Below are 25,866 nucleotides of genomic sequence, written 5' to 3'. Positions count from 1 at the left end.
AAGATGAATAGCAACGAATTCCGCGAATGGTCGCTGCGAGCGGCTGAATGGGGCGTCGACTACAGAAACGGCCTTCGCGAAACACCGGTGCGGCCGCTTGTCGAGCCGGGCGAAATCTTCAAAAGCATCGATGCCGCGCCGCCGGAAGACAGCGAAACGATGCAGGCAATCTTCGCCGATTTCGAACAAAAGATCTTGCCGGGCATGACGCACTGGCAGCATCCGCGTTTCTTCGCCTATTTCCCGGCTAACGCGGCACCGGTCTCCGTGGTGGCCGAGTATCTGGTTTCCGCGATGGCCGCGCAATGCATGCTCTGGCAGACCTCGCCGGCGGCAACCGAGCTCGAGACGCGTGTCGTCGACTGGATGCGGCAGGCGCTTGGTTTGCCGGAGGGATTTTCCGGCGTCATGCAGGATCGGCGACGCTTGCCGCCGTGCTGACAATGCGCGAGCGCGCGCTCGACTGGCAAGGCAACAAGAACGGCTTGCAAGGGCAGCCGGTCGTGCGGATCTATTCTTCCGACCAGGTCCATACTTCTATCGACCGGGCGATCTGGGTGTCGGGCATCGGCGAGGCGAACCTCGTGCGCATTCCGGTCGCCGGACGCTTCCGCGCCATGCAGACGGCGGCTCTGGAAGCCGCGATCGTTACCGACCGCGAAAACGGCATGCTGCCGGCGGGCATCATCGCCAGCGTCGGCGGCACAAGTACCGGCGGCACCGACAATGTGGCGGCTGTTGCCGAGGTGGCGAAGCGGCACGGGCTCTACCTGCATGTCGATGCCGCATGGGCCGGCTCCGCCATGATCTGCCACGAGTTCCGGCATTTCTGGACCGGCGCCGAAAATGCCGATTCCATCGTCTTCAACCCGCATAAATGGTTGGGGGCACAGTTCGATTGCTCGATGCAGTTCATCCGCCAGCCGGAAGAGCTGGTCCGCACGCTGGCGATCAAGCCCGAATTCCTGAAAACGCATGGCCGCGACGGGGTCATCAACTACTCCGAATGGTCGGTGCCGCTCGGACGGAGGTTCCGCGCTCTGAAACTTTGGTTCCTGCTGCGTGCGCATGGCTTGGAAAATCTGCGGAACATGATCCGCAACCATGTTGCCTGGAGCGAGAGCCTCGCCGCGCGGCTGGCTCGGGAACCGGATTTCGAGATCGTCACGGAACCCATGCTGTCGCTATTCTCATTCCGCCATCTCGCGGCTGCGGCCATCGACTCTGACGAGCACAATTTGCGGTTGGTCAGCGCGATCAACGATGACGGCCGCATTTACCTGACGCAGACCCGGGTGGACGGGCAGGTGGCGATCCGCTTTCAGGTCGGGCAGTTCGAAACGACTGCGGCGGACGTCGATACTGCTTTCTCGGTCATCACTGAGATCGCGCGGGGGCTGAGTTGATAGCCTCGTCGAGATTGCACCGGAGCTTTTCTCGCTGCAGTCGCCCGATTTTCATTAGCCGGCCCATACCTGTTCATGGCTTTCGTTTTCAGCTATAGACGAGAAAAACGAAAATGAGAGGTTGCTAGATGTATCTGTCGCCGCGTCATTCCGAAATCATCCAGATGGCCAAGGACCATGGCCGCGTACTGGTCGAGGAACTGGCGACGCATTTCAACGTGACGCCGCAGACGATCCGCAAGGATCTCAACGATCTCTGCGACCAGCGGCTTTTGTCCCGCATCCATGGCGGGGCATTGTTCCCCTCCGGCATCGAGAACATGGAATATGAGGCTCGGCGCAAGATCGCCGCCGAGGAGAAGGAGGCGATCGGCCGCGCAGCAGCCCGGCTGATCCCCGATAACGCGTCTCTGTTCATCAATATCGGGACAACGACGGAAGCTGTCAGCAAGTCGCTGCTCGATCACAGCGGCCTGATGGTCATCACCAATAACATCAATGTTGCCAACAGGATGCGCATATATCCTTCGATCGAGGTGGTGATCGCCGGCGGTGTCGTGCGCGGTTCCGACGGCGGTGTGGTCGGCGAGGCCGCGGTCGATTTCATCAGGCAGTTCAAGGTCGATTTTGCGGTGATCGGCGCCTCGGCCATCGACCATGACGGCGCACTGCTCGACTTCGATTTTCGCGAGGTTAAGGTGGCTCAGGCGATCATCGCCAACGCCCGACATGTGATCCTGGTGTCGGACCAGACCAAATTCGAGCGCACCGCGCCCGTCCGCATCGGCCATCTGTCGCAGGTCAACACCTTTATCACCGATCGTTGCGACATCCCGTCGGTGCGTAAGATCTGCCAGGAGGCAGAAGTTCAGCTGATCGAAACGTCGCTATCCTAGAGATGCCGTCGCGGCATCTTCCGCCTATCACATTTCGTTTGACATTCGTTATCATTTCGAAATAATTCCCGTACGGTTTCGCAAGAACCCAAAAATGCTGCAATGCGAAATCGAGGGAGGATTCTTTGAGCGCATCACCGATTCATGACATTTTCGTCATCGGTGGCGGCATCAATGGCTGCGGCATCGCCCGCGATGCCGTTGGACGTGGCTTTTCGGTTTTTCTTGCCGAGATGAACGATCTGGCCAGCGGGACCTCTTCCGGCTCGACCAAACTGATCCACGGCGGCTTGCGCTATCTCGAATTCTACGAATTCCGTCTGGTGCGCGAAGCGCTGATGGAACGCGAGGTCCTGTGGAGGAACGCGCCGCACATCATCTGGCCGATGCGCTTCGTGCTGCCATACGCCAAGGGACTGCGTCCGGCCTGGCTGATCCGGCTCGGGCTTTTCCTCTACGACCATATTGGCGGGCGCAAATTGCTGCCGCCGACGAAAACGCTGGACATGGCCAAGGATCCGGCCGGCAAGCCGCTGAAGCCGCTGTTTCGAAAGGCGTTCGAATATTCGGACGGTTGGGTCAACGATGCCCGGCTGGTTGTGTTGAACGCCCGCGACGCTGCCGAGCGCGGCGCAACCATTCGAACCCGAACAAAGGTCGTCAGCGCACGCCGCGAAGGCAATCTCTGGACGGTCAGGCTTGAAAATGTGCGGACCGGCGATACCGAGGAGGTCAAGGCGCGGCTGCTGGTCAATGCCGCCGGCCCGTGGGTCGATCAGGTGCTGTCGGCCACCGTCGGCTTGAACGACGTGCACAATGTCCGCCTCGTACAAGGCAGCCACATCGTCGTGGGCACGAAATTCGACGACCCACGCGCCTATTTCTTTCAGAACAAGGACGGGCGCATCATTTTCGCCATCCCTTACGAGGACGAGTTCACGCTCATCGGCACCACCGACCGTGACTATCCCGGCGATCCGCACAACGTCAGGATCAATGACGCCGAGATCGACTATCTCTGCGCTGCGGCAAGCGAATATTTCGTGCAGCCGGTCAAGCCGTCGGATATCGTCTGGACCTATTCCGCGGTGCGACCGCTCTACGACGATGGCGCCTCAAAGGCGCAGGAAGCCACCCGAGACTATGTGCTGAAGGCCGATGGAGGCGAGGGTGCCGCCCCGATCGTCAACGCCTTTGGCGGCAAGATCACGACCTACCGCCGATTGTCGGAATCGATGCTCGAGAAGATCGAGGGTTTTCTCGGCAAGCGCGGCAAACCATGGACGGCAAACGCGCCGCTGCCCGGCGGTGACTTTCCCGTCACCGGCTTCGATGCCGAGGTGGCGAAACTGAAAACGGCGTACCCGTTCCTCGACGCCCGGCTGGCCCGCCGGTTGACCCGGCTCTACGGCACCCGCGCAAGGAAGCTGCTGGGCCTCGCCAAGTCGAACGTCGATCTTGGCCGCAACTTCGGCGCCGATCTCTACGAAGCCGAGGTGCGCTACCTCGTCGAAAACGAATGGGCGATGACTGCCGAGGATGTATTGTGGCGCCGGACCAAGCGCGGCCTGCGTCTCAGCCGTGAGCAGGCGGCAGTGCTCGACGAGTTCATGCGCGGAATAAGCCGGCAGCACGTAGCGGCTGCCGAATAGGAACGGCCGACTGATGCAGAAAGCCTGGGAGGAGGCATCATGCTTGAACTGAGAAATGTGACGAAGACGGTGGGTGCGGCGGAACATATCCGCGACGTCTCGCTGACGCTTCAGCACGGCTCGCTCAACGTCCTGCTCGGGCCGACGCTCTCCGGCAAGACCAGCCTGATGCGGCTGATGGCGGGCCTCGACGTGCCGACCTCGGGCTCGGTCTGGTTCGATGGCAAGGATGTCACCGGCATGCCCGTGCAAAAGCGCAACGTCGCCATGGTCTACCAGCAATTCATCAATTATCCGGCGATGACGGTCTACGAAAACATCGCCTCACCGCTGCGGGTGGCCGGCACTGAGCAGGCAACGATCGACAGGGAGGTGCGCAATGCCGCCGCCCTTCTCAAACTAACGCCCTATCTCGACCGGACGCCTCTCAGTCTGTCGGGCGGCCAGCAGCAGCGCACCGCGCTGGCCCGCGCGATCGTCAAGAATGCCAGCCTCGTGCTGCTCGACGAGCCGCTCGCCAATCTCGACTACAAGCTGCGCGAAGAATTACGCGCGGAACTGCCGAAAGTCTTCGCGGCCGCCGGTACAATCTTTGTCTATGCCACGACCGAGCCGCACGAAGCCTTGCTGCTCGGCGGCAACACGGCGACGCTTTCCGAAGGCAGCATCACCCAGTTCGGGCCGACCATCGAAGTGTTCCGCAAACCGGTTGATCTGGTGACGGCGAGAACCTTCGCCGATCCGCCGCTCAACACCATCGTGCTTGCCAAGAAGGGTCTGGATTTCCTGCTCGAGGGCGGCGTGAAATTGCCGGTGCCGGCGGAACTCTTCGGCATTGCCGATGCGATCTATACGATCGGCTTCCAGCCGCATCATCTGTCCCTCGATCGGCCCAACGCCGCCGCAGTGCCGGTGCGCGCAAAGGTGACGATCACCGAGATCACCGGATCGGAAAGCTTCGTCCATCTCGATTTTGCCGATGCGCGCTGGGTCATGCTGACCCATGGCATTCGCGACTTCGAGCCGGACGAGGAGGTCGAGGTGTTCATCGACCCGCGCCACATCATGGTCTTCGACGAGCACGGCCGTGCCGTGGCCGCGCCGAAGCTGGCGGCCTAGGAGGAAGCGATGGCGCGCATCGATGTTAATCATATCCGCCACTCCTATCTGCAGAACCCGCGCACGGATGCCGATTTCGCGCTGAAGGAAGTGCACCACACCTTCGAGGATGGCGGCGCTTATGCGCTGCTCGGCCCATCCGGCTGCGGCAAGACCACGCTGCTCAACATCATTTCGGGATTGCTGCATCCCTCGCATGGCCAGCTGCTGTTCAACGGCAGGGACGTGACCAATCTGTCGACCCAAGAGCGCAACATCGCCCAGGTCTTCCAGTTCCCGGTGATCTACGACACGATGACCGTCTACGACAATCTGGCGTTCCCGCTGCGCAATCGCGGCGTGCCGGAGCCCGACGTCGACCGCAAGGTGCGCGAGACGCTGGAGATGACCGGGCTGGCCGATATGGCCAAACGAAAGGCGCGCGGACTGACCGCCGACCAGAAGCAGAAGATCTCGCTCGGGCGCGGGCTGGTGCGCTCCGACGTCAACGCCATCCTGTTCGACGAGCCTTTGACAGTCATCGACCCGCATATGAAATGGGTGCTGCGCTCGCAGTTGAAGCAGCTTCACCGCCGCTTCGGTTATACCATGGTCTATGTCACGCACGACCAGACCGAGGCGTTGACCTTCGCCGACAGGGTGGTCGTCATGTATGACGGCGAAATCGTGCAGATCGGCACACCGGCGGAGCTGTTCGAGCGCCCGCGCCACACCTTTGTCGGCTATTTCATCGGCTCGCCCGGCATGAATGTCATGCCGGTGGCGATCGACGGCAAGATAGCGAAGCTGGGCTCGCAGCAGATCGAACTGCCGGGCGTGCCCAAGGCGGGCGGCGGCGCCATCGAACTCGGCATCCGTCCCGAATATGTGCGCCTGGGCAGTAAGGGCATGGCCGTCCGGATCAGCAAGGTCGAGGACGTCGGCCGCCACAAGGTGGTCCGTGCCAATCTTGAAGGGCGCGAGATCGCCGCCGTCATCGGCGAGGACGAGACAGTTCCGGCTGATCCGAAGGTGCGGTTCGACCCGGCCGGCATCAACATCTATGCCAATTCCTGGCGCGTCGAGATGGGAGCCTGAAGTGGAAAAGACCTGGAACAACAGAGCCTGGTTCCTGGTGCTGCCGGTGCTGCTGCTGGTGGCGTTCTCGGCGGTCATACCGCTGATGACGGTCGTCAATTATTCGGTGCAGGACACTTTCGGCAATAACGTCTTCTTCTGGGCCGGCACGGAATGGTTCGAGGAACTGCTTTCCTCCAGCCGCTTTTGGCAGGCGATGATCCGCAACCTTGTCTTCTCCTTCATCATCCTGGCGATCGAAGTGCCGCTCGGCATCTTCATTGCGCTCAATATGCCGAAGAAGGGTTGGGGCGTGCCTGTTTGCCTTGTTTTGATGGCGTTGCCGCTGCTGATCCCGTGGAACGTCGTCGGCACCATCTGGCAGGTGTTCGGGCGCAACGACATTGGCCTGCTCGGTTATTACGTCAACGCGCTCGGCATCGACTATAATTATGTGCAAGACCCATACGACGCCTGGGTCACGGTCATCATCATGGACGTCTGGCATTGGACCAGCCTCGTCGTTCTGCTCTGCTACGCCGGCCTGGTCTCGATCCCGGATGCCTTTTATCAGGCGGCCAAGATCGACGGTGCCTCGCGCTGGGCGGTGTTCCGCTACATCCAGCTGCCGAAGATGAACCGCGTGCTGCTGATCGCCGTGCTGCTGCGCTTCATGGATAGCTTCATGATCTACACCGAACCGTTCGTGGTGACCGGCGGCGGACCCGGCAACTCGACGACCTTTCTTTCGATCGATCTCGTCAAGACCGCGCTCGGCCAGTTCGACCTCGGCCCGGCGGCGGCGATGTCGCTGGTCTACTTCCTTATCGTCCTGTTGTTGTCATGGGTGTTCTACACCGTGATGACCAATTACGACGCGGAGCGTTGAGATGAGCCGCACCGAAGAGAGAGCCGATAGGGTGAGCGAGACGACAGCTTCGGAAGGGCTCGCCAGCACGCTACGGCAGGACGAGATCGCACGGCTGATGCGCCGTCGCGGCGAGGAGTCGCGTTGGTGGTGGATCGTGCCGACGCTCTACATCATCGTTCTGCTTTTGCCGATCTACTGGCTCATCAATATGAGCTTCAAGACCAATGGCGAGATCGTCTCGTCGCTGACGCTCTACCCGCACGCACCGACATTGGCGAATTACCGCACCATCTTCACCGACGCGTCCTGGTATTCGGGCTACATCAACTCGATCACCTATGTGGTTATGAACATGGTGATTTCGGTGGCTGCGGCACTGCCTGCTGCCTATGCCTTTTCGCGCTATCGCTTCCTCGGCGACAAGCATCTGTTCTTCTGGCTGCTGACCAACCGCATGGCGCCGCCGGCGGTGTTCGCGCTGCCATTCTTCCAGCTTTATTCGGCCTTCGGCCTTATCGACACCCACATCGCCGTGGCTCTGGCGCATTGCCTGTTCAACGTGCCGCTGGCGGTGTGGATCCTCGAAGGCTTCATGTCGGGCGTGCCCAAGGAGATCGACGAGACCGCCTATATCGACGGCTATTCGTTCCCGCGCTTCTTCATCAAGATCTTCATGCCGCTGATTGCGAGCGGCATCGGCGTGGCGTGCTTCTTCTGCTTCATGTTCTCGTGGGTCGAGCTCTTGATCGCCCGCACGCTGACGACCACCGACGCCAAGCCGATCGCCGCGACCATGACCCGCACCGTTTCGGCCGCCGGTATGGATTGGGGGCTGCTTGCCGCCGCCGGCGTGCTGACGCTGATTCCTGGCGCGCTCGTCATCTGGTTTGTGCGCAACTACATCGCCAAGGGCTTTGCCCTGGGGAGGGTATGATGGAGCAGGTCGACAGAAGCCCATGGTGGTGGGCCGTGCTGTTTCTCGCCCTGGTCGTCGTGGCCTGGGTGGCACTTCAAATCGATTTCGTGGCAATAACGGTAGGCTTCAGCGATCCGGCTAATATCCGCCTGTGGGGATTTAACCTCTCGTCCAACCTCGATTTTTCGTGGATGGCCTGGACGTGGCCGACCGCGGCCTTCTTTGGAACCATCTTTCTGCTGCTTTGCGGCATGGCGTTGTGGGAATACGTCTCGCCGGGCGGCAATCCGCGCGTCGGCGTGCTGCGGTTCGAAACGACGCGCGGCGACCGCCTGTTCCTGTCGCTGCTTGGCAGCGCCTTTATCCATCTCGCTTGGCTGGGTCTAGTCGGACCCAATCTGTGGTGGGCTCTCGCTCTCTCCGTGGTCTACGCCGTCGGCGTGTTCCGCTACGTATAGAGGGGAAACTGTTGGAACGGCGGCGTGCCGGCCGCCGATCCAGATCGCACTTTGAACTTTAACAGTGGAGGAAATACATGCGACGGCAATTCTTGACATCAACAACTGCGCTTGTCCTATTGCTCGGGGCAAGCAATGCCTATGCCGGAATGGACGAGGCCAAGGCCTTCCTCGATAAGGAAATCGGGCCCCTTTCGACGCTTTCGCGCGCCGACCAGGAAGCCGAGATGCAATGGTTCATCGATGCCGCGAAACCTTTCGCCGGCATGGATATCAAGGTGGTTTCCGAAACCATCGCCACGCATCAGTATGAATCGCAGGTGCTGGCGCCGGCCTTTACGGCCATCACCGGCATCAAGGTTACGCATGACGTCATCCAGGAAGGCGACGTCGTCGAGAAGATCCAGACCCAGATGCAGACCGGCCAGAACCTCTATGACGGCTGGGTCAACGATTCCGATCTGATCGGCACGCACTGGCGCTACCAGCAGGTGCGCAACCTGACCGACTGGATGGCAGGCGACGGCAAGGATGTCACCAACCCGAATCTCGACCTGAAGGATTTCATCGGCACTTCGTTCACCACCGCGCCCGACAAGAAACTCTACCAACTTCCAGACCAGCAGTTCGCTAACCTCTACTGGTTCCGTTACGACTGGTTCAACGACGAGAAGAACAAGGCGGACTTCAAGGCCAAATACGGCTACGACCTCGGCGTGCCGGTCAATTGGTCGGCCTATGAGGACATCGCCGAGTTCTTCACCGGGCGTGAGATCGATGGCAAGAAGGTCTACGGCCATATGGATTATGGCAAGAAGGACCCGTCGCTCGGCTGGCGGTTCACCGACGCCTGGCTGTCGATGGCCGGCAATGGCGACAAGGGCATTCCGAACGGTCTGCCCGTCGACGAATGGGGCATCAAGGTCGACGAGAATTCGCGTCCGGTCGGTTCCTGCACGGCGCGCGGCGGCGACACCAATGGTCCGGCTTCCGTCTATGCCATCCAGAAGTACCTCGATTGGCTGAAGGCCTATGCACCGGCGGAAGCCCAAGGCATGACCTTCTCCGAATCGGGGCCAGTTCCGGCGCAGGGCGCGGTTGCCCAGCAGATCTTCTGGTACACCGCCTTCACGGCCAGCATGGTCGACGCCAGCGCCAAGGCGGTGCTGAACGACGACGGCACGCCGAAGTGGCGCATGGCGCCGTCGCCGCATGGCGTCTACTGGAAGGACGGCATGAAGCTCGGCTATCAGGACGTCGGTTCCTGGACGCTGATGAAGTCGACGCCGACCGACCGCGCCAAGGCCGCCTGGCTCTACGCGCAGTTCGTCACCTCGAAGACGGTCGACGTGAAGAAGAGCCATGTCGGCCTGACCTTCATCCGCGAGAGCACGATCCACGACAAGAGCTTCACCGAACGTGCGCCAAAGCTCGGCGGCCTGATCGAGTTCTACCGCTCGCCAGCGCGCGTCCAGTGGTCGCCGACCGGCACCAACGTGCCGGACTATCCGAAGCTGGCACAGCTCTGGTGGCAGGCGATCGGCGATGCTTCGTCGGGTGCCAAGAGCGCGCAGGAAGCGATGGACTCGCTCTGCGCCGAGCAGGAAAAGGTGATGAGCCGCATCGAGAAGTCGGGCGTTCAGGGCGATATTGGCCCGAAGATGGCCGAAGAGCATGACCTCGCCTACTGGAATGCGGACGCGGTCAAGAAGGGCAATCTCGCTCCTCAGCTCAAGATCGAGAACGAGAAGGAAAAGCCGGTCACCATCAACTACGACGAGCTGGTGAAGAGCTGGCAGCAATAGGACCGTTTGATGCGGGCGTCCGCGCCCGCATCGCCATGCTCAGGGGAGGCGGCATGTTGCCGTCTCCCCTGTTTGCGTGAACGGCTCCGCGCCATCTGGCGTCGAGACATCGCAGCACCTTGAATTCGCTTCGACGGGAGAGAGAATGACCGGATATATCCTTGCAATCGACCAGGGGACGACATCGAGCCGGGCGATCCTGTTCGACGACAAGATGATGGTCGTCGGCAGCGGGCAAAAGGAATTCACCCAATATTATCCGGCCTCCGGCTGGGTCGAGCACGATCCCGAGGAGATATGGGCAAGCGTCGTGGAAACGGTGAAGGCCGCGCTGAAGACAGCCGGCCGCAACGCAGCGGAAGTCGCCGCGATCGGCATCACCAACCAGCGCGAAACGGTCGTCATCTGGGACAAACAGACCGGCAAGCCGATCCACAACGCGATTGTCTGGCAAGATCGTCGCACCGCGCCGCTATGCCAGAAACTGAAGAAGCTGGGGCTGGAGAAGAAATTCACGAGAAAGACCGGCCTGCTGCTCGATCCCTATTTCTCCGGCACCAAGATCGCCTGGATGCTGGACAAGGTGAAGGGTGCCAGAAAATGCGCCGAGAAGGGCGAACTGCTGGCCGGCACCATCGACAGTTTTTTGATCTGGCGGCTGACCGGCGGCAAGATCCACGCCACTGACGCCACCAACGCCTCGCGCACGCTGGTCTACAACATCGAACAAAACGCCTGGGACGACGAGCTGCTGGCCATTCTTGGCATACCGGCAAGAATGCTGCCACAGGTGAAAGATTGTGCCGATGATTTTGGAATAACCGACAAAAGCCTGTTTGGTGCAGAGATCAGAATCCTCGGTGTGGCCGGCGACCAGCATGCGGCGGCAATCGGCCAGGCCTGTTTCGAGCCAGGCATGATGAAGTCGACCTACGGCACCGGTTGCTTTGCGCTGCTCAACACCGGAAGCGATCTCGTGCGTTCTAAGAACCAGCTTTTGACCACCATCGCCTACAGGCTGAACGGCAAGACCACCTATGCGCTGGAGGGCTCGATCTTTATCGCCGGCGCCGCCGTGCAATGGCTGCGGGACGGCATCAAAGTGATCGGCAAGGCCGAGCAGAGCGGCAAATTGGCGGCGGAAGCCGATCCAACGCAGAACGTCTATCTGGTGCCGGCTTTCGTCGGGCTCGGCGCACCGCACTGGGATGCCGAGGCGCGCGGCGCCATCTTCGGGCTGACCCGCAATTCGGGGCCGGCGGAATTTGCCCGCGCGGCACTGGAATCCGTTGCGTTCCAAACGCGCGATCTGCTTGACGCCATGCGCCGGGACTGGAAAGGCGCCTCGGTCAAGACCGTGCTCAGGGTCGATGGCGGCATGGTGGCGTCGGACTGGACGATGCAGCGGCTGGCCGACATTCTCGATGCGCCGGTCGACCGGCCGACAATTCTCGAGACGACAGCACTCGGTGCGGCTTGGCTGGCCGGCTCGAAGGCGGGTGTCTGGCCGAAGGCCGCGGAATTCGCCAGGAGCTGGGCGCTCGAGCGCCGGTTCAAGCCGGACATGGATGCTTCGACACGTGCCGCCAAGCTGGCAGGTTGGCGCCACGCTGTGCGCAGGACGCTAAGTGCGCAATAGGCAGGGATGCCACCGGATTCGCACTAATGAAAAACCCGCGCCGTTGCGGGCGCGGGCTTGCAGCCTCTAATCTGGGACTCAGTAAGGCGACCGGCACTGCCGGCGCGGACCGTAGTTGGGCTGGTAAGTGTTGTCAGAAGCGCGATAGCTCCGATAATGATCATAGCACCACTGCACGTGGGCATCGCCACGATAGACACGATTCTGGTTGACAATCGCGCCAGTGATCAACGCTCCGGTAGCAAACGCGGCCAGCGGGAACCAGAAGTCGCCGTGGCGGCGGTAGCCGGGACGGTAGTAGCGATAGCCGCGATGGCCACGCCAGTACATGCCGTCGTCACGCGAAAAATTGCGACGGGAGAAATCGCGACGCGAGAAATCGCGATTGAAACTCCGGTGCCTCCGCCACGGCTCGTACTGGACGGTCTGGATATTCGAGGTGAGCCCCTGGGCCGGGGGCGCATAGCTGGGCTGAGCGTTGACTGGCACGATCTCCGCGGCAGCGAATGAGATCGAAAGAGTGGTCGCCAGCAGGCCCGACATGATCCTATTCATGGTCTTCTCCTTGAAACGCATGTCCCTTATCGCGGGAAACGGGCAGGCTGCGCAAATTGTTCCGCCAAAAATCCCAAGCTGCTGATCCGCAAAGGTTCTTCCGATTTGCTGCTTGCCTTTGTCGGCATAGAGGGCGAGCTTCGGTCTTGCGCGAGAACGAGGCCGTTCCGTCGACGCCGAAGCGCTCCGCAAGGCATGATGACACTGCAGGACAGTCCGGTTTGCGAGCCGTCTTTTTCCGGTTGACCGGCAGAGGCACTCTCCCTATGTTCCGCGCAATTTCGAGGGCGGCCTTTCTGAGCCCGCGGGAGCGCGTAGCTCAGCCGGTAGAGCAACTGACTTTTAATCAGTAGGTCATGGGTTCGAATCCCATCGCGCTCACCACAATCAAGATGTACGGCCCGGAGACATGGGTAACAGTTTGTACCTAAGACATGGGTGACAACCTCGTGCCGAACGCATGCAGTGGCTCTAGCCGCCCGCCCCATCGTCCATCATCGTGCCTGTGAGTGCCTCATAGGCTTTGCTGCACAGCTGAGAACCCGGACAATCCTTCACGATAAGCACTGGCGCCACGGTAAGAACCGCTGCGGCAAGGATTTGCAGGCAAAGACCGACGGCGCTTACCTTTCTGCCGAACACGCCGGCCAGGAAAAAGTAGAGACCCTGGGCCATGCAGGCTGCGGTCAGAATGCCCAGAAGCGTGCTGGTCGCTCTTGCGAAGGGCGTTATGTAGCCATCAGGAAAACCCAGCATGCCGAGATCGGCGGACCATTGCAGCGCCAGCATGACGCTCAGCGCTGACCAGACGAGGGCCGTCGTACGAGTGAACAGCGTCTGCTTTGGTTTGTTGCTCGGATCGGCCATCGGGATCACGTCGGGATTGCTTGCCGTGACATGCGCAAGCTCTCGGTCAGATCAGTGAGACGTTGCCGCCGGGATGGCGTTCGAGCCGTCCGGCGAGGTCGAGCTCCAGCAGCACCATGAACACTTGAGCGGGATGCAGGCCGGTGTGGCGGATGATCTCGTCTACCGCCACTGGCGTCGGGCCGAGCGCCTCGGCGACGCGGTCGCGGTCGTCCTCGCGCGGCGGCGGCGTTGCCGAAAAGTCGGGCGGCTCCTCAAGCGGCGATGTCCTTGGGGCCCGGGCGCCGACCAGCGGGGCGATCGCACTGGTGATATCGGCGGCCTCGGTGACAAGGGTTGCGCCGTCCTTGAGCAGGCCATTGGCGCCGGTAGCGCGCGGATCGAGCGGCGAACCGGGAACGGCAAAGACCAGCCGGCCCATCTCGCCGGCAAGCCGGGCGCTGATCAGTGAGCCGGAGCGCTGTGCGGCCTCGACCACCACCAGCCCTAATGCAGCACCCGCGACAAGCCGGTTGCGGCGCGGGAAATCCTGCGCGCGCGGCTGCCAGCCAAACGGCATTTCGGAGATGATGGCGCCGCCGCGCTCGGCAATCTCGTCGCACAGGCCGGCATTTTCGGGCGGATAGGGCAAATCGAGGCCGCCGGCGAGCACGCCGATTGTGCCAGTCGCAAGGCTGCCCTGGTGCGCGGCCGTATCGATGCCGCGCGCCAGGCCGGAGACGATGCCATAGCCGTCGCGGCCGAGATCCGCCGCCAGCATCCGCGCCATCTTGATGCCGGCCAGCGATGCGTTGCGAGCGCCGACGATGGCGACCGCTGGCAAGCGGAACACCGCGCTATTGCCCCTGACCGCGAGCAGCGGCGGCGGATGATCCATGCTTTTCATCAGCGGCGGATAATCCGCTTCGCCGATGCCGACGAAGCGGGCGCCAGCCCGCCGGGCGGTCTCCAGCTCCGCCTCGGTCTCGGCAATGGACGGGATGCGGACGATTTTTTTGGCGCCCCCCGAAATCATCAGCTCGGGCAGCATCGATAGCGCTGCTTCGGCCGAACCGAACCGGTTGATCAGGTCGCGAAAGGAAGCCGGGCCGACATTCGGCGTGCGGATCAGACGAAGCCAGCTCAGCCGCTGCCGGTCGCTGAGGCGCGGCCCAGCGTCGGGCTCGCTCACTCCTTGGCCCCGATCTTACCCTCGGTGCCGGCAAGCAGCCGCGCAATGTTGGCGCGGTGCTTTACGATGACGATTAGGCTCATCGCCGCGAAAAGCCCGGCAATCTGCGGCGTGCTCAGGAAATACAGTGCCATGGGCACCACGACTGCTGCCGTCAGCGCCGCGAGCGAGGAGTAGCGGAACAGGAAAGCCACCGCCAGCCAGACGACGGCGAAGATCAGCGCCGCCTGCCAGGCAAGGCCGATCAGCACGCCAAGGTAAGTGGCGACACCCTTGCCCCCCTTGAAGCCGAGCCAGACCGGAAAGAGATGACCTAAAAACGCGCCGAAGCCGGCCCAAAGTCCGAGCTCGGGCGCAAAGCGGCCTGCGATCAGCACCGCCGCGGTGCCTTTAAGGGCGTCGAGCAGAAGCGTGGCCGCGGCCAAGCTCTTGTTGCCGGTGCGCAGCACATTGGTGGCGCCGATGTTGCCGGAGCCGATGTTGCGCACGTCGCCGAGGCCGGCGGCACGGGTGATCAGCAGGCCAAACGGGATCGAGCCGAGAAGATAGCCGAACACCAATGCCAAGACGGGACTGTAAGCCATTGTTCCCCCGAACTTTCCTTGGCTGAGCGGATTTTAAGCCCTGACGCCTGTTTTCGTCCTAGGCCGAAAACACTGTGCGGCCCGCCACCATCGTTTGCAAGACCTTGCCTTGCAGTCGTGCGCCTTCGAAACAGGTGTTTTTCGAGCGTGAGCGGATGCCGCTCTCGCTGACGACCCATGGCTCGTCCAGATCGACGAGCGAAAGGTCGGCCAATGCCCCCGGTTTCAGCGTGCCGCCGGGCAGGCCGAACAATCTTGCCGGCGCGGTCGACAGTGTCTCGACCAGCCGGAGCAGCGTCACGTCGCCATTGTGATAGAGCCGCAGCGCTGCGCCTAGCAGCGTTTCCAGGCCGATGGCGCCGGCCGCGGCATCGGCAAAGGGAAGGCGCTTGGTGTCGACGTCCTGCGGGTCGTGCGAGGAGACGATGAGATCGATGGTGCCGTCCTTGATCGCTTCGATCATCGCCAGCCGGTCTTCCTCGGCGCGCAGCGGCGGCGTCAGCCGGAAGAAGGTGCGGTACTCGCCGACATCATTCTCGTTGAGCGACAGATTGTGGATCGACACGCCTGATGTGACATTGGCGCCATCGGCTTTCGCGCGTGCTACCGCGCTTGCCGCCATAGCCGTCGAAATCTTGGCAGCGTGATAGGCGCCGCCGGTCAGGCGAGCCAACGCGAGATCGCGCTCCAAGGGGATCGATTCGGCTTCGCGCGGAATGCCGGCAAGGCCAAGCCAGCTTGCGTAAAGGCCTTCGTTCATCACGCCGGCCGAAGCGAGGTCGGCGTCTTGGGTTTCATGCGCGATGACGCCACCGAAATCGCGCGCATAGGTCAGCGCGCGGCGCATCACCAGCGCGCTGGCAATAGAATGCCGGCCATCGGTGAAGGCGACCGCGCCGGCCTCGCGCAGCAGGCCGAATTCGGTCATCTCGCGGCCTTCCAGCCCCTTGGTGATCGCTGCTGCCGGCAAGATGTTGACGATTGCGGTGTCCTTGGCGGTGCGCAGCACGAACTCGACCAGTGCGACATTGTCGATCACCGGGTCGGTGTCGGGCATCATGACGATTGAGGTGACGCCGCCAGCCGCCGCAGCGATGCTCGCCGAAGCAATGGTCTCCCGGTGTTCGCCGCCGGGTTCGCCGATGAAGACACGCGCGTCGATCAATCCGGGGATGATAGTCTTGCCGGCGCAGTCGATGATGGTGGCGCCGTCGGGCGCGCCCTGGTTCAAGGCCGCCCTGCCGGCGGCAACGATTTTACGGCCTTCGACGATGACGGTGCCGACCTCATCGATGCCGCGCGACGGGTCGACGATGTGGGCCCGGCGGAAGACCGTTATGCTCATCAGGCGCGGCCCTCGTGGTTTCGACGGGGGTCGAGCAGCGCTTCCATAACCGCCATGCGCACGGCGACGCCCATCTCAACCTGTTCCTGGATAACGCTTTGCGGGCCGTCGGCGATCTCGGAGGCGATCTCGACGCCGCGGTTCATCGGGCCGGGATGCATGACCAGCGCACCGTCCTTGGCCGCCTTCAGCTTCTCCGCGTCGAGGCCGAAATAGCGGAAATATTCGCGCACCGACGGTACGAAAGCGCCTTCCATGCGTTCGCGCTGTAGGCGCAGCATCATTACCACGTCGGCGTCCTTCAGACCCTCGGCCATGGAACGTGTGACGATGACGCCCATCCTCTCGATGCCGGCGGGCAAAAGCGTCGAAGGGGCGACGACCCTGACCTGGGCACCAAGCGCGTTGAGCAGGATGATGTTGGAGCGGGCCACGCGCGAATGCAGGATGTCGCCGCAGATCGCCACGATCAGCTTCGAGAGCGGACCCTTGACGCGGCGGATGGTCAGTGCGTCGAGCAGCGCCTGGGTAGGGTGCTCATGGGCGCCGTCGCCGGCATTGACCACCGAACAGCCAACTTTTTGGGCAAGAAGTGCTGCCGCGCCGGCCGATTGATGGCGGATGATCAATATGTCGGGACGCATGGCATTCAGCGTCATCGCCGTATCGATCAGCGTCTCGCCCTTTTTCACCGACGAACTCGCTACGGACATATTCATGACGTCGGCGCCGAGCCGTTTGCCGGCCAGCTCGAATGACGATTGCGTACGGGTCGAGGCTTCGTAGAAGAGATTGATCTGGGTGCGGCCGCGCAGCGTCGATGTCTTCTTGTCCGATTGCCGCGAGATGGCAACGGCCCTGTCCGCCCGGTCGAGCAGAAGCTCGATGTCGGCAGGGGAAAGATCGCGGATGCCCAGAAGATGGCGGTGGGGATAAAGCGGCAGGGACGATGCGTCGGTCATCTCAAGTCGCTGCTATAGGGGGGAGGCTCCGCGGCTGCAAGCACCGGCTTGGGATTGGATTGGTTCTCCCCGGTATTTTCGTCGCGCGCCGCTGGCCATAGGCTATAAACCGCCTTGGCTTTGGATTCGCAGCCTTCAGGTGATAAGGACGAAGCGTGACTGACGACGTGACCAACCAGCCGCCGCCGCTGGCCGGCGGCAACGCCTGGCGGGGCGATCCGTTGCTGATCCAGCTTGCCGAGCGCTTTTCCGATCCGGTGCGCAAGGACCTCGACGGGCTTGGCCGGTTCGTTCTGACCCATGAGGCGCAGGAACTGGCCCGTCTTGCCAATGTCGAGATGCCGAAGCTCAGGACCCATGACCGCCAGGGCCGGCGCATCGACCAGGTCGAGTTCCATCCCGCCTATCACGCGCTCATGCGCCGCTCTGTTGCCAACGGGCTGCATTCGTCGGTCTGGGAGAATGGCGACGCCGAGATCGGCCGGCGCCACCAGGTGCGCGCTGCACGCTTTTACCTCACGGCTGAGCTCGAGACCGGACATCTCTGCCCGATCACCATGACCAGCGCTTCGCTGGCAGCGCTGATGGCCAGCCCGAAGCTGTTTCGCGAATGGGCGCCTCGGGTGACGACGCGCAAATACGATCAAAGCCAGAAGCCTCCGGTCGAAAAAGCCGGGCTGACGCTCGGCATGGGCATGACCGAGAAGCAAGGCGGCACCGATGTCCGTGCCAACGTCACCAGGGCCGAGCGCGCCGGCAGCGGGTTTTATCGCCTGACCGGCCACAAATGGTTCATGTCGGCGCCGATGTCGGATGCCTTCCTGGTGCTCGGACAGGTGCCGGAGGGACTGTCGTGCTTTCTCGTTCCCCGCCTGCTCGGCGACGGATCCGGCAACGGCTTCCGTTTTCAACGGCTGAAGGACAAGCTCGGCAACCGATCCAATGCCTCGTCGGAGGTGGAATTCGTCAATGCCATCGGCGAGATGGTCGGCGAGCCCGGCGCGGGCGTGAAGACGATCATGGACATGGTGACCCTGACGCGGCTTGACTGTGCCGTCGCCTCATCGGCGATCATGCGGGCCGGACTGGCCGAGGCCGTCCACCACACGCGCCACCGCAAGGTGTTCGGAACCAATCTGGTCGAGCAGCCGCTGATGCAGCGGGTGCTGGCCGATATGGCGCTCGACGTTGCCGCCGCTACTGCGCTGTCGTTCCGGCTGGCGCGCTCCTTCGACGAGGCGGCCGGCGACCGCGGCGAGGCGGCCTTCGCGCGCGCCATGACGCCGGTCGTCAAATACTGGGTCTGCAAGATTGCGCCGCCGCTGCTCTATGAAGCGATGGAGTGCCTCGGCGGCAATGGCTATGTCGAGGAGGGGCCGCTCGCCCGCTACTATCGCGAAGCTCCGGTCAACGCGATATGGGAGGGATCCGGCAACGTCATGGCGCTCGACGTGCTGCGTGTGCTGGGGCGTGCACCCGGCCTGTTCGATGACGTGCTGGCCGGCATCGACCGCGATCTCGGCGCCGGCGGACGCGGCACCGTCGGCGTGCTCAAAGCGGCAATGCAGGTCGCTGCAACCGACGAGGGCTCGGCGCGGCTCTTGACCGAGCAATTGGCATTGTCGGCGGCGGCGGCAGAGCTTCGCAGGTTGGGGGCAGGGCGGATCGCCGACGCCTTCGTCGAAACGCGCCTCGCCGGCCAGTGGCGCAATACCTATGGCATGATCGATTCCCGCCATGATGCGCGCATGATCATCGATACGCTCTACCCGCCGATCAACTAAGGGCCGTCGCCCAATTCGCTGCCGCTCTCGCGACCCTGTGGATGGCCGTTAACCTTAACGAATGGTTTCCATTGCGGCGGCCGGTGGCAAAGCCCAGTGTTATGGTTAAGGCAAGGATTGTTCAGCTTGAGCGGCTTTGCCCTGCGAAGCAGGAGCGTCATGCGGCATATTCTGAGCTCTTTTCTGGCATTGCATTGGGCGGCCGTTTTCGCCCTGCTGGCGTTCATTTGCATCGACGGGAATCGAGGCGTGGCGACGGCCCTTGGCGTACTGGGCGTTCCCGTCCAGAACACTCGATTTGCCGATCTCGAAAACGCCGTCGTCGTGGCGCCGCTCGCCGTGGCACTGCTTGTCGTCGCGGTGCTGTTCTGCTGGGCCTTTGTTGAAGCACTGACCAGCGACACGACCAACCCGGATCCCGCCGACAGCGTCATGCGAATCGCCTTCATTTCCGCCTTAGGCGTGCTGTCGCTGATCGTCATCGGCGGCGCCGCGCAAGGCATCAGTGGGCTGTTCATGATTGTCGCGGTGCAATTGGCGGCACTTCTGGCGTCCTATGTCGCGGTGCTCGCGGAGCGGCGGTCGACCGTTGCCGCGGCAGCTCCAGGGACCGGCGAAATCCGAGCGGCCGCGCATGTTATGGCCAAGGCAGCGGCGCATAATTCCTCGCTTGCCCGCATTTCCGGCCGGCTGGATTCGAGGGATGACCGCTGATGCGCACCTTGTTCGCGCTGTGGGCGGCTCCGCTCCTCTTGTTTTGGGGCTGGTTCTTTCTGTCGCTCAACGACATCAATTTCGGCTATGTCATGCTGAGCCGCCAATTACACGATCTCGTCTTCCAGCTCTATGGACAGATGCTGGGCGTCGATCCGGCGCTCATTCCGGGCATGGTGGCGAAAGCTTGCGTATTCGACGGCGTGCTGCTGGTGGCGTTCTGGGCATTTCGCCGCCGCAAGACGATTGGTGGCTGGATCACGGCGATGCGCAACCGCTATTTCGACCAGGCATCGACGCCGAGTGCCTGAACCCGGTCGAGAACGCCCTGGAGGATGAAAGCGGCCGCCGCTGAATCGATCTTGCCGGCGCGTTTCTTGCGGGAAAAATCCATCTCGATCAGTGTTCGCTCGGCCGCCACCGTCGACAGCCTTTCGTCCCAAAAGACGAACGGCAGATCGGTCAATCCAGCCATGTTGCGGACGAAAGCGCGGGATTTTTGGGCGCGCGGGCCTTCCGAGCCGTCCATGTTGATGGGGAGGCCGATTGCCACGGCGCCGGCATTCTCCTTCTGCAACAGGGCGAGCAGCACTGCGGCATCGAGCGAGAATTTCTTGCGCATGATGACGGGGCGCGGGTGCGCGAACGACAAGCCGCGGTCCGAAACCGCCACGCCGATCGTTTTGTCGCCAAGGTCGAGACCGGCCAGGGTCTTGCCGCCGCCCAGCCGGGCCGGCAACTCCTCGATGGTGATGATGCCCAACGGCTTTTCCTTTGACCGCGACGCCGCACGTCCTATACGCGCAAAGCGTGCGCGGCACTTTAATTTCGCCGTCGGCGTTCTATCCTCTACCGAAGCAAAAATCGAGGAAAGCATTGATGAAACTGACCTGGTACGGACATTCGGCATTCAGAATCGAAATCGAAGGCGCGAAAATCCTCATCGACCCCTATCTGGTCGGCAATCCGTCATGGGCGGGCGGCTGGGAAGGGCCGGCCGAAGGGATCACGCACGTGTTGCTCACCCATGGCCACAGTGACCACATCAGCGGCGCCGTCGAAGTGCTCAAGAAGAGCGGGGCGATGCTGGTCGCCAATTTCGAGATTTGCATGTACCTGGTCGGCAAGGGTGTCGGTGACAAGCAGATCAATCCCGGCAATATCGGCGGCACCGTCGATTGCGGCGGCTTCACCACCACCTTCGTTCAGGCTCTGCATTCATCGTCCTTTCCGGGCGAGGGTGGCCAGAATACCTATCTCGGCAATCCGGGCGGGCTCGTCCTGCACTTTCCCGAGGACAAGACGCTTTATCATATGGGCGACACCGACATTTTTTCCGACATGGCGCTGATCAACGAGTTGCACGAACCGAAGATCGGCATCATGCCGATCGGCGACCGCTTCACCATGGGTGGCGCGGTAGCAGCCCTTGCCTGCCAGCGTTTCTTCAAGTTCGAGACGGTCGTTCCCGCTCACTTCGGCACGTTTCCGATGATCGATCAGACCGCCGACAAATTCGTGGCCGGGCTGGATGGATCGGGTGTGAAAGTTGCGTTGCCGAAGATCGGCGAGACGATTACGCTGTAAAGAAAGCCGGTCCGGAACGATACGATGCGCTTGAGAAATTCTCTTTGCATTTCAATGCTGGTTGCCGCGTCGCCGACGCTGGCCGCGGAAAATTTCATCGAGGGCGTCTATCTGCAATCGGAGGACCTCTGCGCGCAGGCCAAAAAGGATACGCTGCAGACGGTGATCGAGGGCGGCAATATCGTGCTGTCGGCAAATGGCCTGGAAAGCATCGAATATAATTGTGAATTCCTGCAGATCACCAAAGCGACACGCTCACCGAGCTGGGCGGTGACCGCTATATGCCAGGAGCCGGGCTACGTCTTTCCCGATGTTCTCTCACTGACACAGATGAGCCCGAAGCAGATCGACCTGGTATCGGTTCGGCCTGCCGCCGACGAAGGCGAGCAGAGCGGCAACGGCGGCAGTTATTTCCTCTGCGACGGCGTGGCGATGCCATAGGGCAGTTGAAGGCACGATGCATGTTGCGTGGCACGCGCCGCGCCGCTATAGCGCTGGTTTTCCCCGAGGCACAAACATGTCCGTTGATATAAAAACTGTGAAGCGCGTCGCGCATCTTGCCCGTATTGCGGTGAGCGAGGAGGATGCAGAGCGCATGACCGGCGAATTGAACGCCATTTTGGGCTTTGTCGAGCAGTTGAACGAGGTCGATGTTTCCGGCGTCGAGCCGATGACCTCGGTCACGCCGATGGCAATGAAAAAGCGCCAGGACGTCGTCACCGACGGCGGCAAGGCAGCCGACATCGTCGCCAATGCACCGGCGACCGAAGAAAATTTCTTCCTTGTGCCGAAGGTCGTGGAGTAGCAGGCCGATGGCAATCGACATCGCGGCTGAGACGCCGCTGCAGGACGATGTGCGTGGGCTGATCGAGGAGCTCAACGCCACATTGCTGGAGCTGACGCCGCCAGAGCATTGCTACCACTTGACGGTCGAGCAGATGGCGGACCGCAACACGACCGTCTTCATCGCCCGCGACAACGGCCTTGCCATCGGGTGCGGCGCACTGAAGCGCCACGATGCTGTCGTAGGCGAGGTCAAGCGCATGTATACGCGACCGTCGCATCGCGGCCACAAGATCGGCGCGAAGATTGTCGAGCGTATCGAGGCGCTGGCGCGCCAAGAAGGGCTTAAGCGTCTGGTGCTGGAGACGGGCGACCGTCATCCCGCCGCCTGGACCGTCTACGAACGCGCCGGTTTTTCGCGCTGCGGCCCGGTACTGGATTATCCCGATTCCGAGTGGTCGGTGTTTTACGAAAAGAGCCTTGCCTGATGAGCGACCTTACCCAGCTGACGATTTCGCAGGCCCGCGCCAAATTGCGCTCCAGGGAGATCACCGCCACCGAAATCACCGAGGCTTATCTATCGGCGGTCGAGCGAGCCAATCCGGCGCTCAATGCCTACGTCGTGGTCACCGACGACAAGGCGCGCGACATGGCCAAGACCTCCGACGCGAAACTGGCCAAGGGCGAGGGCGGGTCGCTTGAGGGTATCCCGCTCGGCATCAAGGATCTGTTCGGCACCGAAGGCGTCCACACCCAGGCCTGCAGCCATGTGCTGGACGGCTTCAAGCCGTGCTACGAATCGACGGTCACCGCCAATCTGTGGGCGGATGGTGCCGTCATGCTCGGCAAGCTCAACATGGACGAGTTCGCCATGGGCTCGTCCAACGAGACCTCGCATTACGGGCCGGTCATCAACCCGTGGCGGCGTTCGCGCCTCGACACGGTGGTGATGCCGACGACACATCAGGGCGAGGGCGGCTTCGTTTCGGCGGGCGGCACCAGGACCGCGCGCACGTTGGACAATGCCCAACTGGTGCCGGGCGGTTCGTCCGGAGGCTCGGCGTCAGCCGTCTCGGCCTTCCTGTGCGCCGGCGCTACCGCGACCGACACCGGCGGCTCGATCCGCCAGCCCGCCGCCTTCACCGGCACGGTCGGCATCAAGCCGACCTACGGCCGCTGCTCGCGCTGGGGGATCGTAGCTTTCGCCTCTTCGCTCGACCAGGCCGGGCCGATCGCGCGCGACGTCCGCGATGCCGCGATCCTGTTGAAGTCGATGGCTTCGGTCGACCCGAAGGACACGACGTCCGTCGACCTGCCGGTGCCGGACTACGAGGCGGCGATCGGCCGCCCGATCAAAGGCATGAAGGTCGGCATCCCAAAGGAATATCGTGTCGACGACATGCCCGCGGAGATCGAGGCGCTGTGGCAGAAAGGCATTGCCTGGCTGCGGGATGCCGGCGCCGAGATCGTCGATATCTCGCTGCCGCACACAAAATATGCGCTGCCGGCCTATTACATCGTGGCGCCGGCCGAAGCCTCGTCCAACCTCGCCCGTTACGATGGCGTCCGCTATGGCTTGCGCGTGCCCGGCAAGGACATTGTCGACATGTATGAAAAGACCCGCGCCGCCGGCTTCGGGCGGGAGGTCAAGCGCCGCATCATGATCGGCACCTATGTGCTTTCCGCCGGCTACTACGATGCCTACTATCTGCAGGCGCAGAAGGTTCGAACCCTGATCAAGCGTGACTTCGAAAATGTGTTTGCAGCAGGCGTCGACGTCATCCTGACGCCGGCAACGCCTTCCGCTGCCTTCGGCATCGCCGACGAGGACATGGCCGCCGACCCGGTCAAGATGTATCTCAATGACATTTTTACGGTGACGGTGAACATGGCCGGCTTGCCCGGCATAGCGGTTCCAGCCGGGCTCGACGCCAAGGGGCTGCCGCTCGGCCTGCAGCTGATCGGCCGGCCTTTCGACGAGGAGACGCTGTTCCAGACCGCCCACGTCATCGAACAGGCGGCCGGCACATTTCAGCCGGAAAAATGGTGGTAGGATCGTTTCTCATCTGAGGGGTGAGGGATGTTCTTCTATGTCTCCAAGGTTCTGTGGCTCTTCGTCCAGCCGCTTAATCTCGCGATCATCCTGCTGCTGGCTGGATTGCTTGCGGCATTGGTCGGGCGCAAGAGGCTGTTTGCCACCGGCAGCGTGCTGGCATTCCTTGTCCTTGGACTCTCGGCGTGGACCTCGCTCGGCGCAGTGATGCTTAATCCGCTCGAGGAGCGTTTCCCTAGGCCAGCCCTGCCGGAACGAGTTGACGGAATCATTGTGCTCGGCGGCGGTATGGAGAGCGCCATCAACTTCGTCCGCAGCGGCTATGAACTCAACGCCAGTGGCGATCGAATGGTCGAGGCAGCGGTGCTGGCACTGCGTTTTCCGACAGCTAAGGTCGTCATTTCAGGTGGCCCCATTGCAATGGTCCGCGAAGACGAGGGCGATGCGGCGACAGCTCCACGCCTGTTCACTGCGCTCGGCGTGACGGCCGATCGGCTGATCCTTGAGGGCAAATCACGCAACACCTACGAGAATGCGGTCTTCACCAAACAACTGATCACGCCAAAGCCGGGCGAGACCTGGCTGCTGGTGACCTCGGCCTTCCACATGCCACGCGCCAAGGCGCTGTTCGACAAAGCCGGTTTTGCGACGGTTCCGTGGCCGGTCGACTACCGCACCTCCGGCAGGGAAGGCATCGGCCTGTTCCGCACGGATGCCAACGAAGCACTGCAGACCACAACCATCGCGACCCGTGAATGGATCGGGCTGATTGCCTACTGGCTGTCGGGCCGGATAGACCGGCCTTTTCCGGCGCCGGATGTTGGGCCGGGCGGCTGACCGAGCACCGCCTGCCGCGCCGCCGAGAAAAACTGGCGGCGCACCAGCACCGCCAGGAGCAGCAGCGTCGACAGGACGAACACCGCGGGATCGACGAACCAGCCAAGATAGCCAATCGAGAAGAACACGCCGCGCAGGCCCGAATTGAAATGCTTTCCGGCCAACATGTTCATGCGCGCGGCACGCCACACCGCCGTTTCGGTGACCGGATTGCGCGACGCCTCGCCATGCGGAATCGGCACGGCGCCGATCAGGATCGAGCAATAGTTGAACAGCCGGTAAGCCCAGCCGAATTTGAAGAAGGAAAAGGCCAGGATCAGCACCAGCCCGAGCACCTTCGTCTGGAAGGCTGCGCGTGAGGACGTGGCGCCAAACGGCAGGTCGCTCAGCACGGTCAGAACCTGATCGGAGGCGCCGAGCAGGGCAAAACAGCCGCCGATCGCAATCAGCGAACTGGAGGCAAAGAAGGCGGTCCCCTGTTGCAGCCCGCTCATGATAGCGGTGTCGACGATGCGGATCTCGCGTTCGGCCATGGTCTGCATCCAGGCCTCGCGCTGCGTGTTCATAGCCCTCGTCAGCGACATGCGGCTGACCAGCATTCCATCGGCGGCGAGCGTATGCAGCACCCACGCGGTAAGGAAGAACCCCAGCGCCGCAAGGTCGGCCGTCGATAGGTGAAAGGAATCGCTCATGCGTTGCTTTTACCACAGGCGGCAGTAATGCTTCGATGGCCGAAGTTGGAATGTCGCTGCCGGAGCAAACAAGGTCGGCAGGCGCAGCGCCGCAATCTTCAAAACAGCGGAAAA

26 protein-coding genes, 1 tRNA gene and 1 pseudogene are annotated in these 25,866 nt (G+C 62.2%); 20 read left to right on the top strand and 8 right to left on the bottom strand.

Features of this window, described 5'->3' with window-relative positions:
* Positions 1–3: 3 nt before the first annotated feature.
* The 10 genes and pseudogenes from NKI41_RS10550 to glpK all read left to right on the top strand — a co-directional run bounded on the left by NKI41_RS10550 (position 4) and on the right by glpK (position 11,818).
* Positions 4–1,406: pseudogene (locus NKI41_RS10550) on the top strand (pyridoxal phosphate-dependent decarboxylase family protein).
* Positions 1,407–1,534: 128 nt separating this feature from the next.
* On the top strand, positions 1,535–2,302 hold the full coding sequence (locus NKI41_RS10545; RefSeq protein WP_023674889.1) for a DeoR/GlpR family DNA-binding transcription regulator: 768 nt from the start codon (positions 1,535–1,537) through the stop codon (positions 2,300–2,302).
* Positions 2,303–2,427: 125 nt separating this feature from the next.
* Complete coding sequence (glpD, locus tag NKI41_RS10540; protein WP_352682853.1) at positions 2,428–3,954, top strand: glycerol-3-phosphate dehydrogenase; 1,527 nt, start codon at positions 2,428–2,430, stop codon at positions 3,952–3,954.
* A gap of 39 nt (positions 3,955–3,993) precedes the next feature.
* Positions 3,994–5,073 carry an ABC transporter ATP-binding protein gene (locus tag NKI41_RS10535; protein ID WP_352682851.1) on the top strand — a complete coding sequence of 360 codons (1,080 nt, stop codon included), beginning with the start codon at positions 3,994–3,996 and terminating at the stop codon, positions 5,071–5,073.
* Between the two features lie 9 nt (positions 5,074–5,082).
* A complete protein-coding gene (locus tag NKI41_RS10530) occupies positions 5,083–6,150 on the top strand; it encodes an ABC transporter ATP-binding protein (protein WP_352682849.1) in 1,068 nt (355 codons plus the stop codon).
* Position 6,151: 1 nt separating this feature from the next.
* On the top strand, positions 6,152–7,018 hold the full coding sequence (locus NKI41_RS10525) for a carbohydrate ABC transporter permease (protein WP_023674893.1): 867 nt from the start codon (positions 6,152–6,154) through the stop codon (positions 7,016–7,018).
* Position 7,019: 1 nt separating this feature from the next.
* Positions 7,020–7,934, top strand: a complete 915-nt coding sequence (locus NKI41_RS10520; RefSeq protein WP_352448784.1) for a carbohydrate ABC transporter permease — start codon at positions 7,020–7,022, stop codon at positions 7,932–7,934.
* A gap of 173 nt (positions 7,935–8,107) precedes the next feature.
* Positions 8,108–8,374 (top strand): DUF2160 domain-containing protein, encoded by a 267-nt coding sequence (locus NKI41_RS10515; protein WP_352471796.1) that lies wholly within the window; start codon positions 8,108–8,110, stop codon positions 8,372–8,374.
* A gap of 77 nt (positions 8,375–8,451) precedes the next feature.
* Positions 8,452–10,179, top strand: coding sequence for an ABC transporter substrate-binding protein (locus NKI41_RS10510; RefSeq protein ID WP_352471681.1), 1,728 nt, complete (start codon positions 8,452–8,454; stop codon positions 10,177–10,179).
* Positions 10,180–10,324: 145 nt separating this feature from the next.
* Entirely contained in the window at positions 10,325–11,818 is a 1,494-nt protein-coding gene (gene glpK / locus NKI41_RS10505; protein ID WP_352682847.1) for a glycerol kinase GlpK, read from the top strand.
* 78 nt (positions 11,819–11,896) lie between these two features.
* Here the strand turns inward: glpK and NKI41_RS10500 are convergent, their stop codons facing one another.
* Positions 11,897–12,373: a BA14K family protein gene (locus NKI41_RS10500; protein ID WP_352682845.1), complete on the bottom strand. Its 477-nt coding sequence runs from the start codon at positions 12,371–12,373 to the stop codon at positions 11,897–11,899.
* A 308-nt stretch (positions 12,374–12,681) separates the two neighbouring features.
* On the opposite strand from NKI41_RS10500, the gene NKI41_RS10495 reads away from it, so the two are divergent.
* A tRNA-Lys gene (locus NKI41_RS10495) sits at positions 12,682–12,757 on the top strand.
* Positions 12,758–12,844: 87 nt separating this feature from the next.
* Here the strand turns inward: NKI41_RS10495 and NKI41_RS10490 are convergent.
* Genes NKI41_RS10490 through NKI41_RS10470 form a run of 5 tightly spaced genes read right to left on the bottom strand, consistent with a single transcriptional unit; the run spans position 12,845 to position 17,302 of the window.
* Entirely contained in the window at positions 12,845–13,240 is a 396-nt protein-coding gene (locus NKI41_RS10490) for a hypothetical protein (protein ID WP_352682962.1), read from the bottom strand.
* A gap of 46 nt (positions 13,241–13,286) precedes the next feature.
* The gene (gene dprA, locus NKI41_RS10485) at positions 13,287–14,411 is read right to left on the bottom strand and encodes a DNA-processing protein DprA (protein ID WP_352682843.1); all 1,125 of its coding nucleotides are present in this window, start codon (positions 14,409–14,411) and stop codon (positions 13,287–13,289) included.
* On the bottom strand, positions 14,408–14,995 hold the full coding sequence (gene plsY / locus NKI41_RS10480; protein ID WP_352471677.1) for a glycerol-3-phosphate 1-O-acyltransferase PlsY: 588 nt from the start codon (positions 14,993–14,995) through the stop codon (positions 14,408–14,410). The genes dprA and plsY overlap by 4 nt, the downstream gene beginning before the upstream one ends.
* A 58-nt stretch (positions 14,996–15,053) precedes the next feature.
* Positions 15,054–16,340 (bottom strand): dihydroorotase, encoded by a 1,287-nt coding sequence (locus NKI41_RS10475; protein ID WP_352682840.1) that lies wholly within the window; start codon positions 16,338–16,340, stop codon positions 15,054–15,056.
* Positions 16,340–17,302: an aspartate carbamoyltransferase catalytic subunit gene (locus tag NKI41_RS10470; protein WP_352502370.1), complete on the bottom strand. Its 963-nt coding sequence runs from the start codon at positions 17,300–17,302 to the stop codon at positions 16,340–16,342. Before NKI41_RS10470 ends, NKI41_RS10475 begins: the two co-directional genes overlap by 1 nt.
* A gap of 155 nt (positions 17,303–17,457) precedes the next feature.
* Here NKI41_RS10470 and NKI41_RS10465 point away from each other — a divergent pair, with 155 nt between their 5' ends.
* The 3 genes from NKI41_RS10465 to NKI41_RS10455 all read left to right on the top strand — a co-directional run bounded on the left by NKI41_RS10465 (position 17,458) and on the right by NKI41_RS10455 (position 20,111).
* On the top strand, positions 17,458–19,086 hold the full coding sequence (locus NKI41_RS10465; protein WP_352471675.1) for a DNA alkylation response protein: 1,629 nt from the start codon (positions 17,458–17,460) through the stop codon (positions 19,084–19,086).
* Between the two features lie 159 nt (positions 19,087–19,245).
* Positions 19,246–19,800 (top strand): hypothetical protein, encoded by a 555-nt coding sequence (locus NKI41_RS10460; RefSeq protein WP_352682837.1) that lies wholly within the window; start codon positions 19,246–19,248, stop codon positions 19,798–19,800.
* The gene (locus NKI41_RS10455) at positions 19,800–20,111 is read left to right on the top strand and encodes a DUF6105 family protein (protein ID WP_352471672.1); all 312 of its coding nucleotides are present in this window, start codon (positions 19,800–19,802) and stop codon (positions 20,109–20,111) included. The genes NKI41_RS10460 and NKI41_RS10455 overlap by 1 nt, the downstream gene beginning before the upstream one ends.
* Here the strand turns inward: NKI41_RS10455 and ruvX are convergent.
* Positions 20,078–20,563: a Holliday junction resolvase RuvX gene (gene ruvX, locus NKI41_RS10450; RefSeq protein WP_352682834.1), complete on the bottom strand. Its 486-nt coding sequence runs from the start codon at positions 20,561–20,563 to the stop codon at positions 20,078–20,080. The two genes, NKI41_RS10455 and ruvX, sit on opposite strands and share 34 nt — an antisense overlap.
* A 116-nt stretch (positions 20,564–20,679) precedes the next feature.
* On the opposite strand from ruvX, the gene NKI41_RS10445 reads away from it, so the two are divergent.
* The 6 genes from NKI41_RS10445 (at position 20,680) to NKI41_RS10420 (ending at position 25,060) form a co-directional block, all read left to right on the top strand.
* Positions 20,680–21,387 carry a metal-dependent hydrolase gene (locus tag NKI41_RS10445; protein WP_352682832.1) on the top strand — a complete coding sequence of 236 codons (708 nt, stop codon included), beginning with the start codon at positions 20,680–20,682 and terminating at the stop codon, positions 21,385–21,387.
* Between the two features lie 24 nt (positions 21,388–21,411).
* The gene (locus NKI41_RS10440; RefSeq protein WP_352471669.1) at positions 21,412–21,828 is read left to right on the top strand and encodes a hypothetical protein; all 417 of its coding nucleotides are present in this window, start codon (positions 21,412–21,414) and stop codon (positions 21,826–21,828) included.
* A 76-nt stretch (positions 21,829–21,904) separates the two neighbouring features.
* Positions 21,905–22,192: an Asp-tRNA(Asn)/Glu-tRNA(Gln) amidotransferase subunit GatC gene (gatC, locus tag NKI41_RS10435; RefSeq protein WP_023674910.1), complete on the top strand. Its 288-nt coding sequence runs from the start codon at positions 21,905–21,907 to the stop codon at positions 22,190–22,192.
* A 7-nt stretch (positions 22,193–22,199) separates the two neighbouring features.
* Complete coding sequence (locus NKI41_RS10430) at positions 22,200–22,658, top strand: GNAT family N-acetyltransferase (RefSeq protein ID WP_352502374.1); 459 nt, start codon at positions 22,200–22,202, stop codon at positions 22,656–22,658.
* On the top strand, positions 22,658–24,223 hold the full coding sequence (locus NKI41_RS10425; protein ID WP_352682830.1) for an amidase: 1,566 nt from the start codon (positions 22,658–22,660) through the stop codon (positions 24,221–24,223). The genes NKI41_RS10430 and NKI41_RS10425 overlap by 1 nt, the downstream gene beginning before the upstream one ends.
* Before the next feature lie 27 nt (positions 24,224–24,250).
* On the top strand, positions 24,251–25,060 hold the full coding sequence (locus NKI41_RS10420; protein ID WP_352682828.1) for a YdcF family protein: 810 nt from the start codon (positions 24,251–24,253) through the stop codon (positions 25,058–25,060).
* On the opposite strand, the gene NKI41_RS10415 is transcribed toward NKI41_RS10420, so the two are convergent.
* Complete coding sequence (locus tag NKI41_RS10415) at positions 24,997–25,752, bottom strand: DUF599 domain-containing protein (RefSeq protein ID WP_352682826.1); 756 nt, start codon at positions 25,750–25,752, stop codon at positions 24,997–24,999. The two genes, NKI41_RS10420 and NKI41_RS10415, sit on opposite strands and share 64 nt — an antisense overlap.
* Positions 25,753–25,866: the final 114 nt, after the last annotated feature.

Source organism: Mesorhizobium sp. M0601 (assembly GCF_040320845.1).
Taxonomy (GTDB): Bacteria; Pseudomonadota; Alphaproteobacteria; order Rhizobiales; family Rhizobiaceae; genus Mesorhizobium.
Note: the sequence above shows the minus strand (reverse complement) of the source record. Positions and strands in the feature narration are given on the sequence as shown.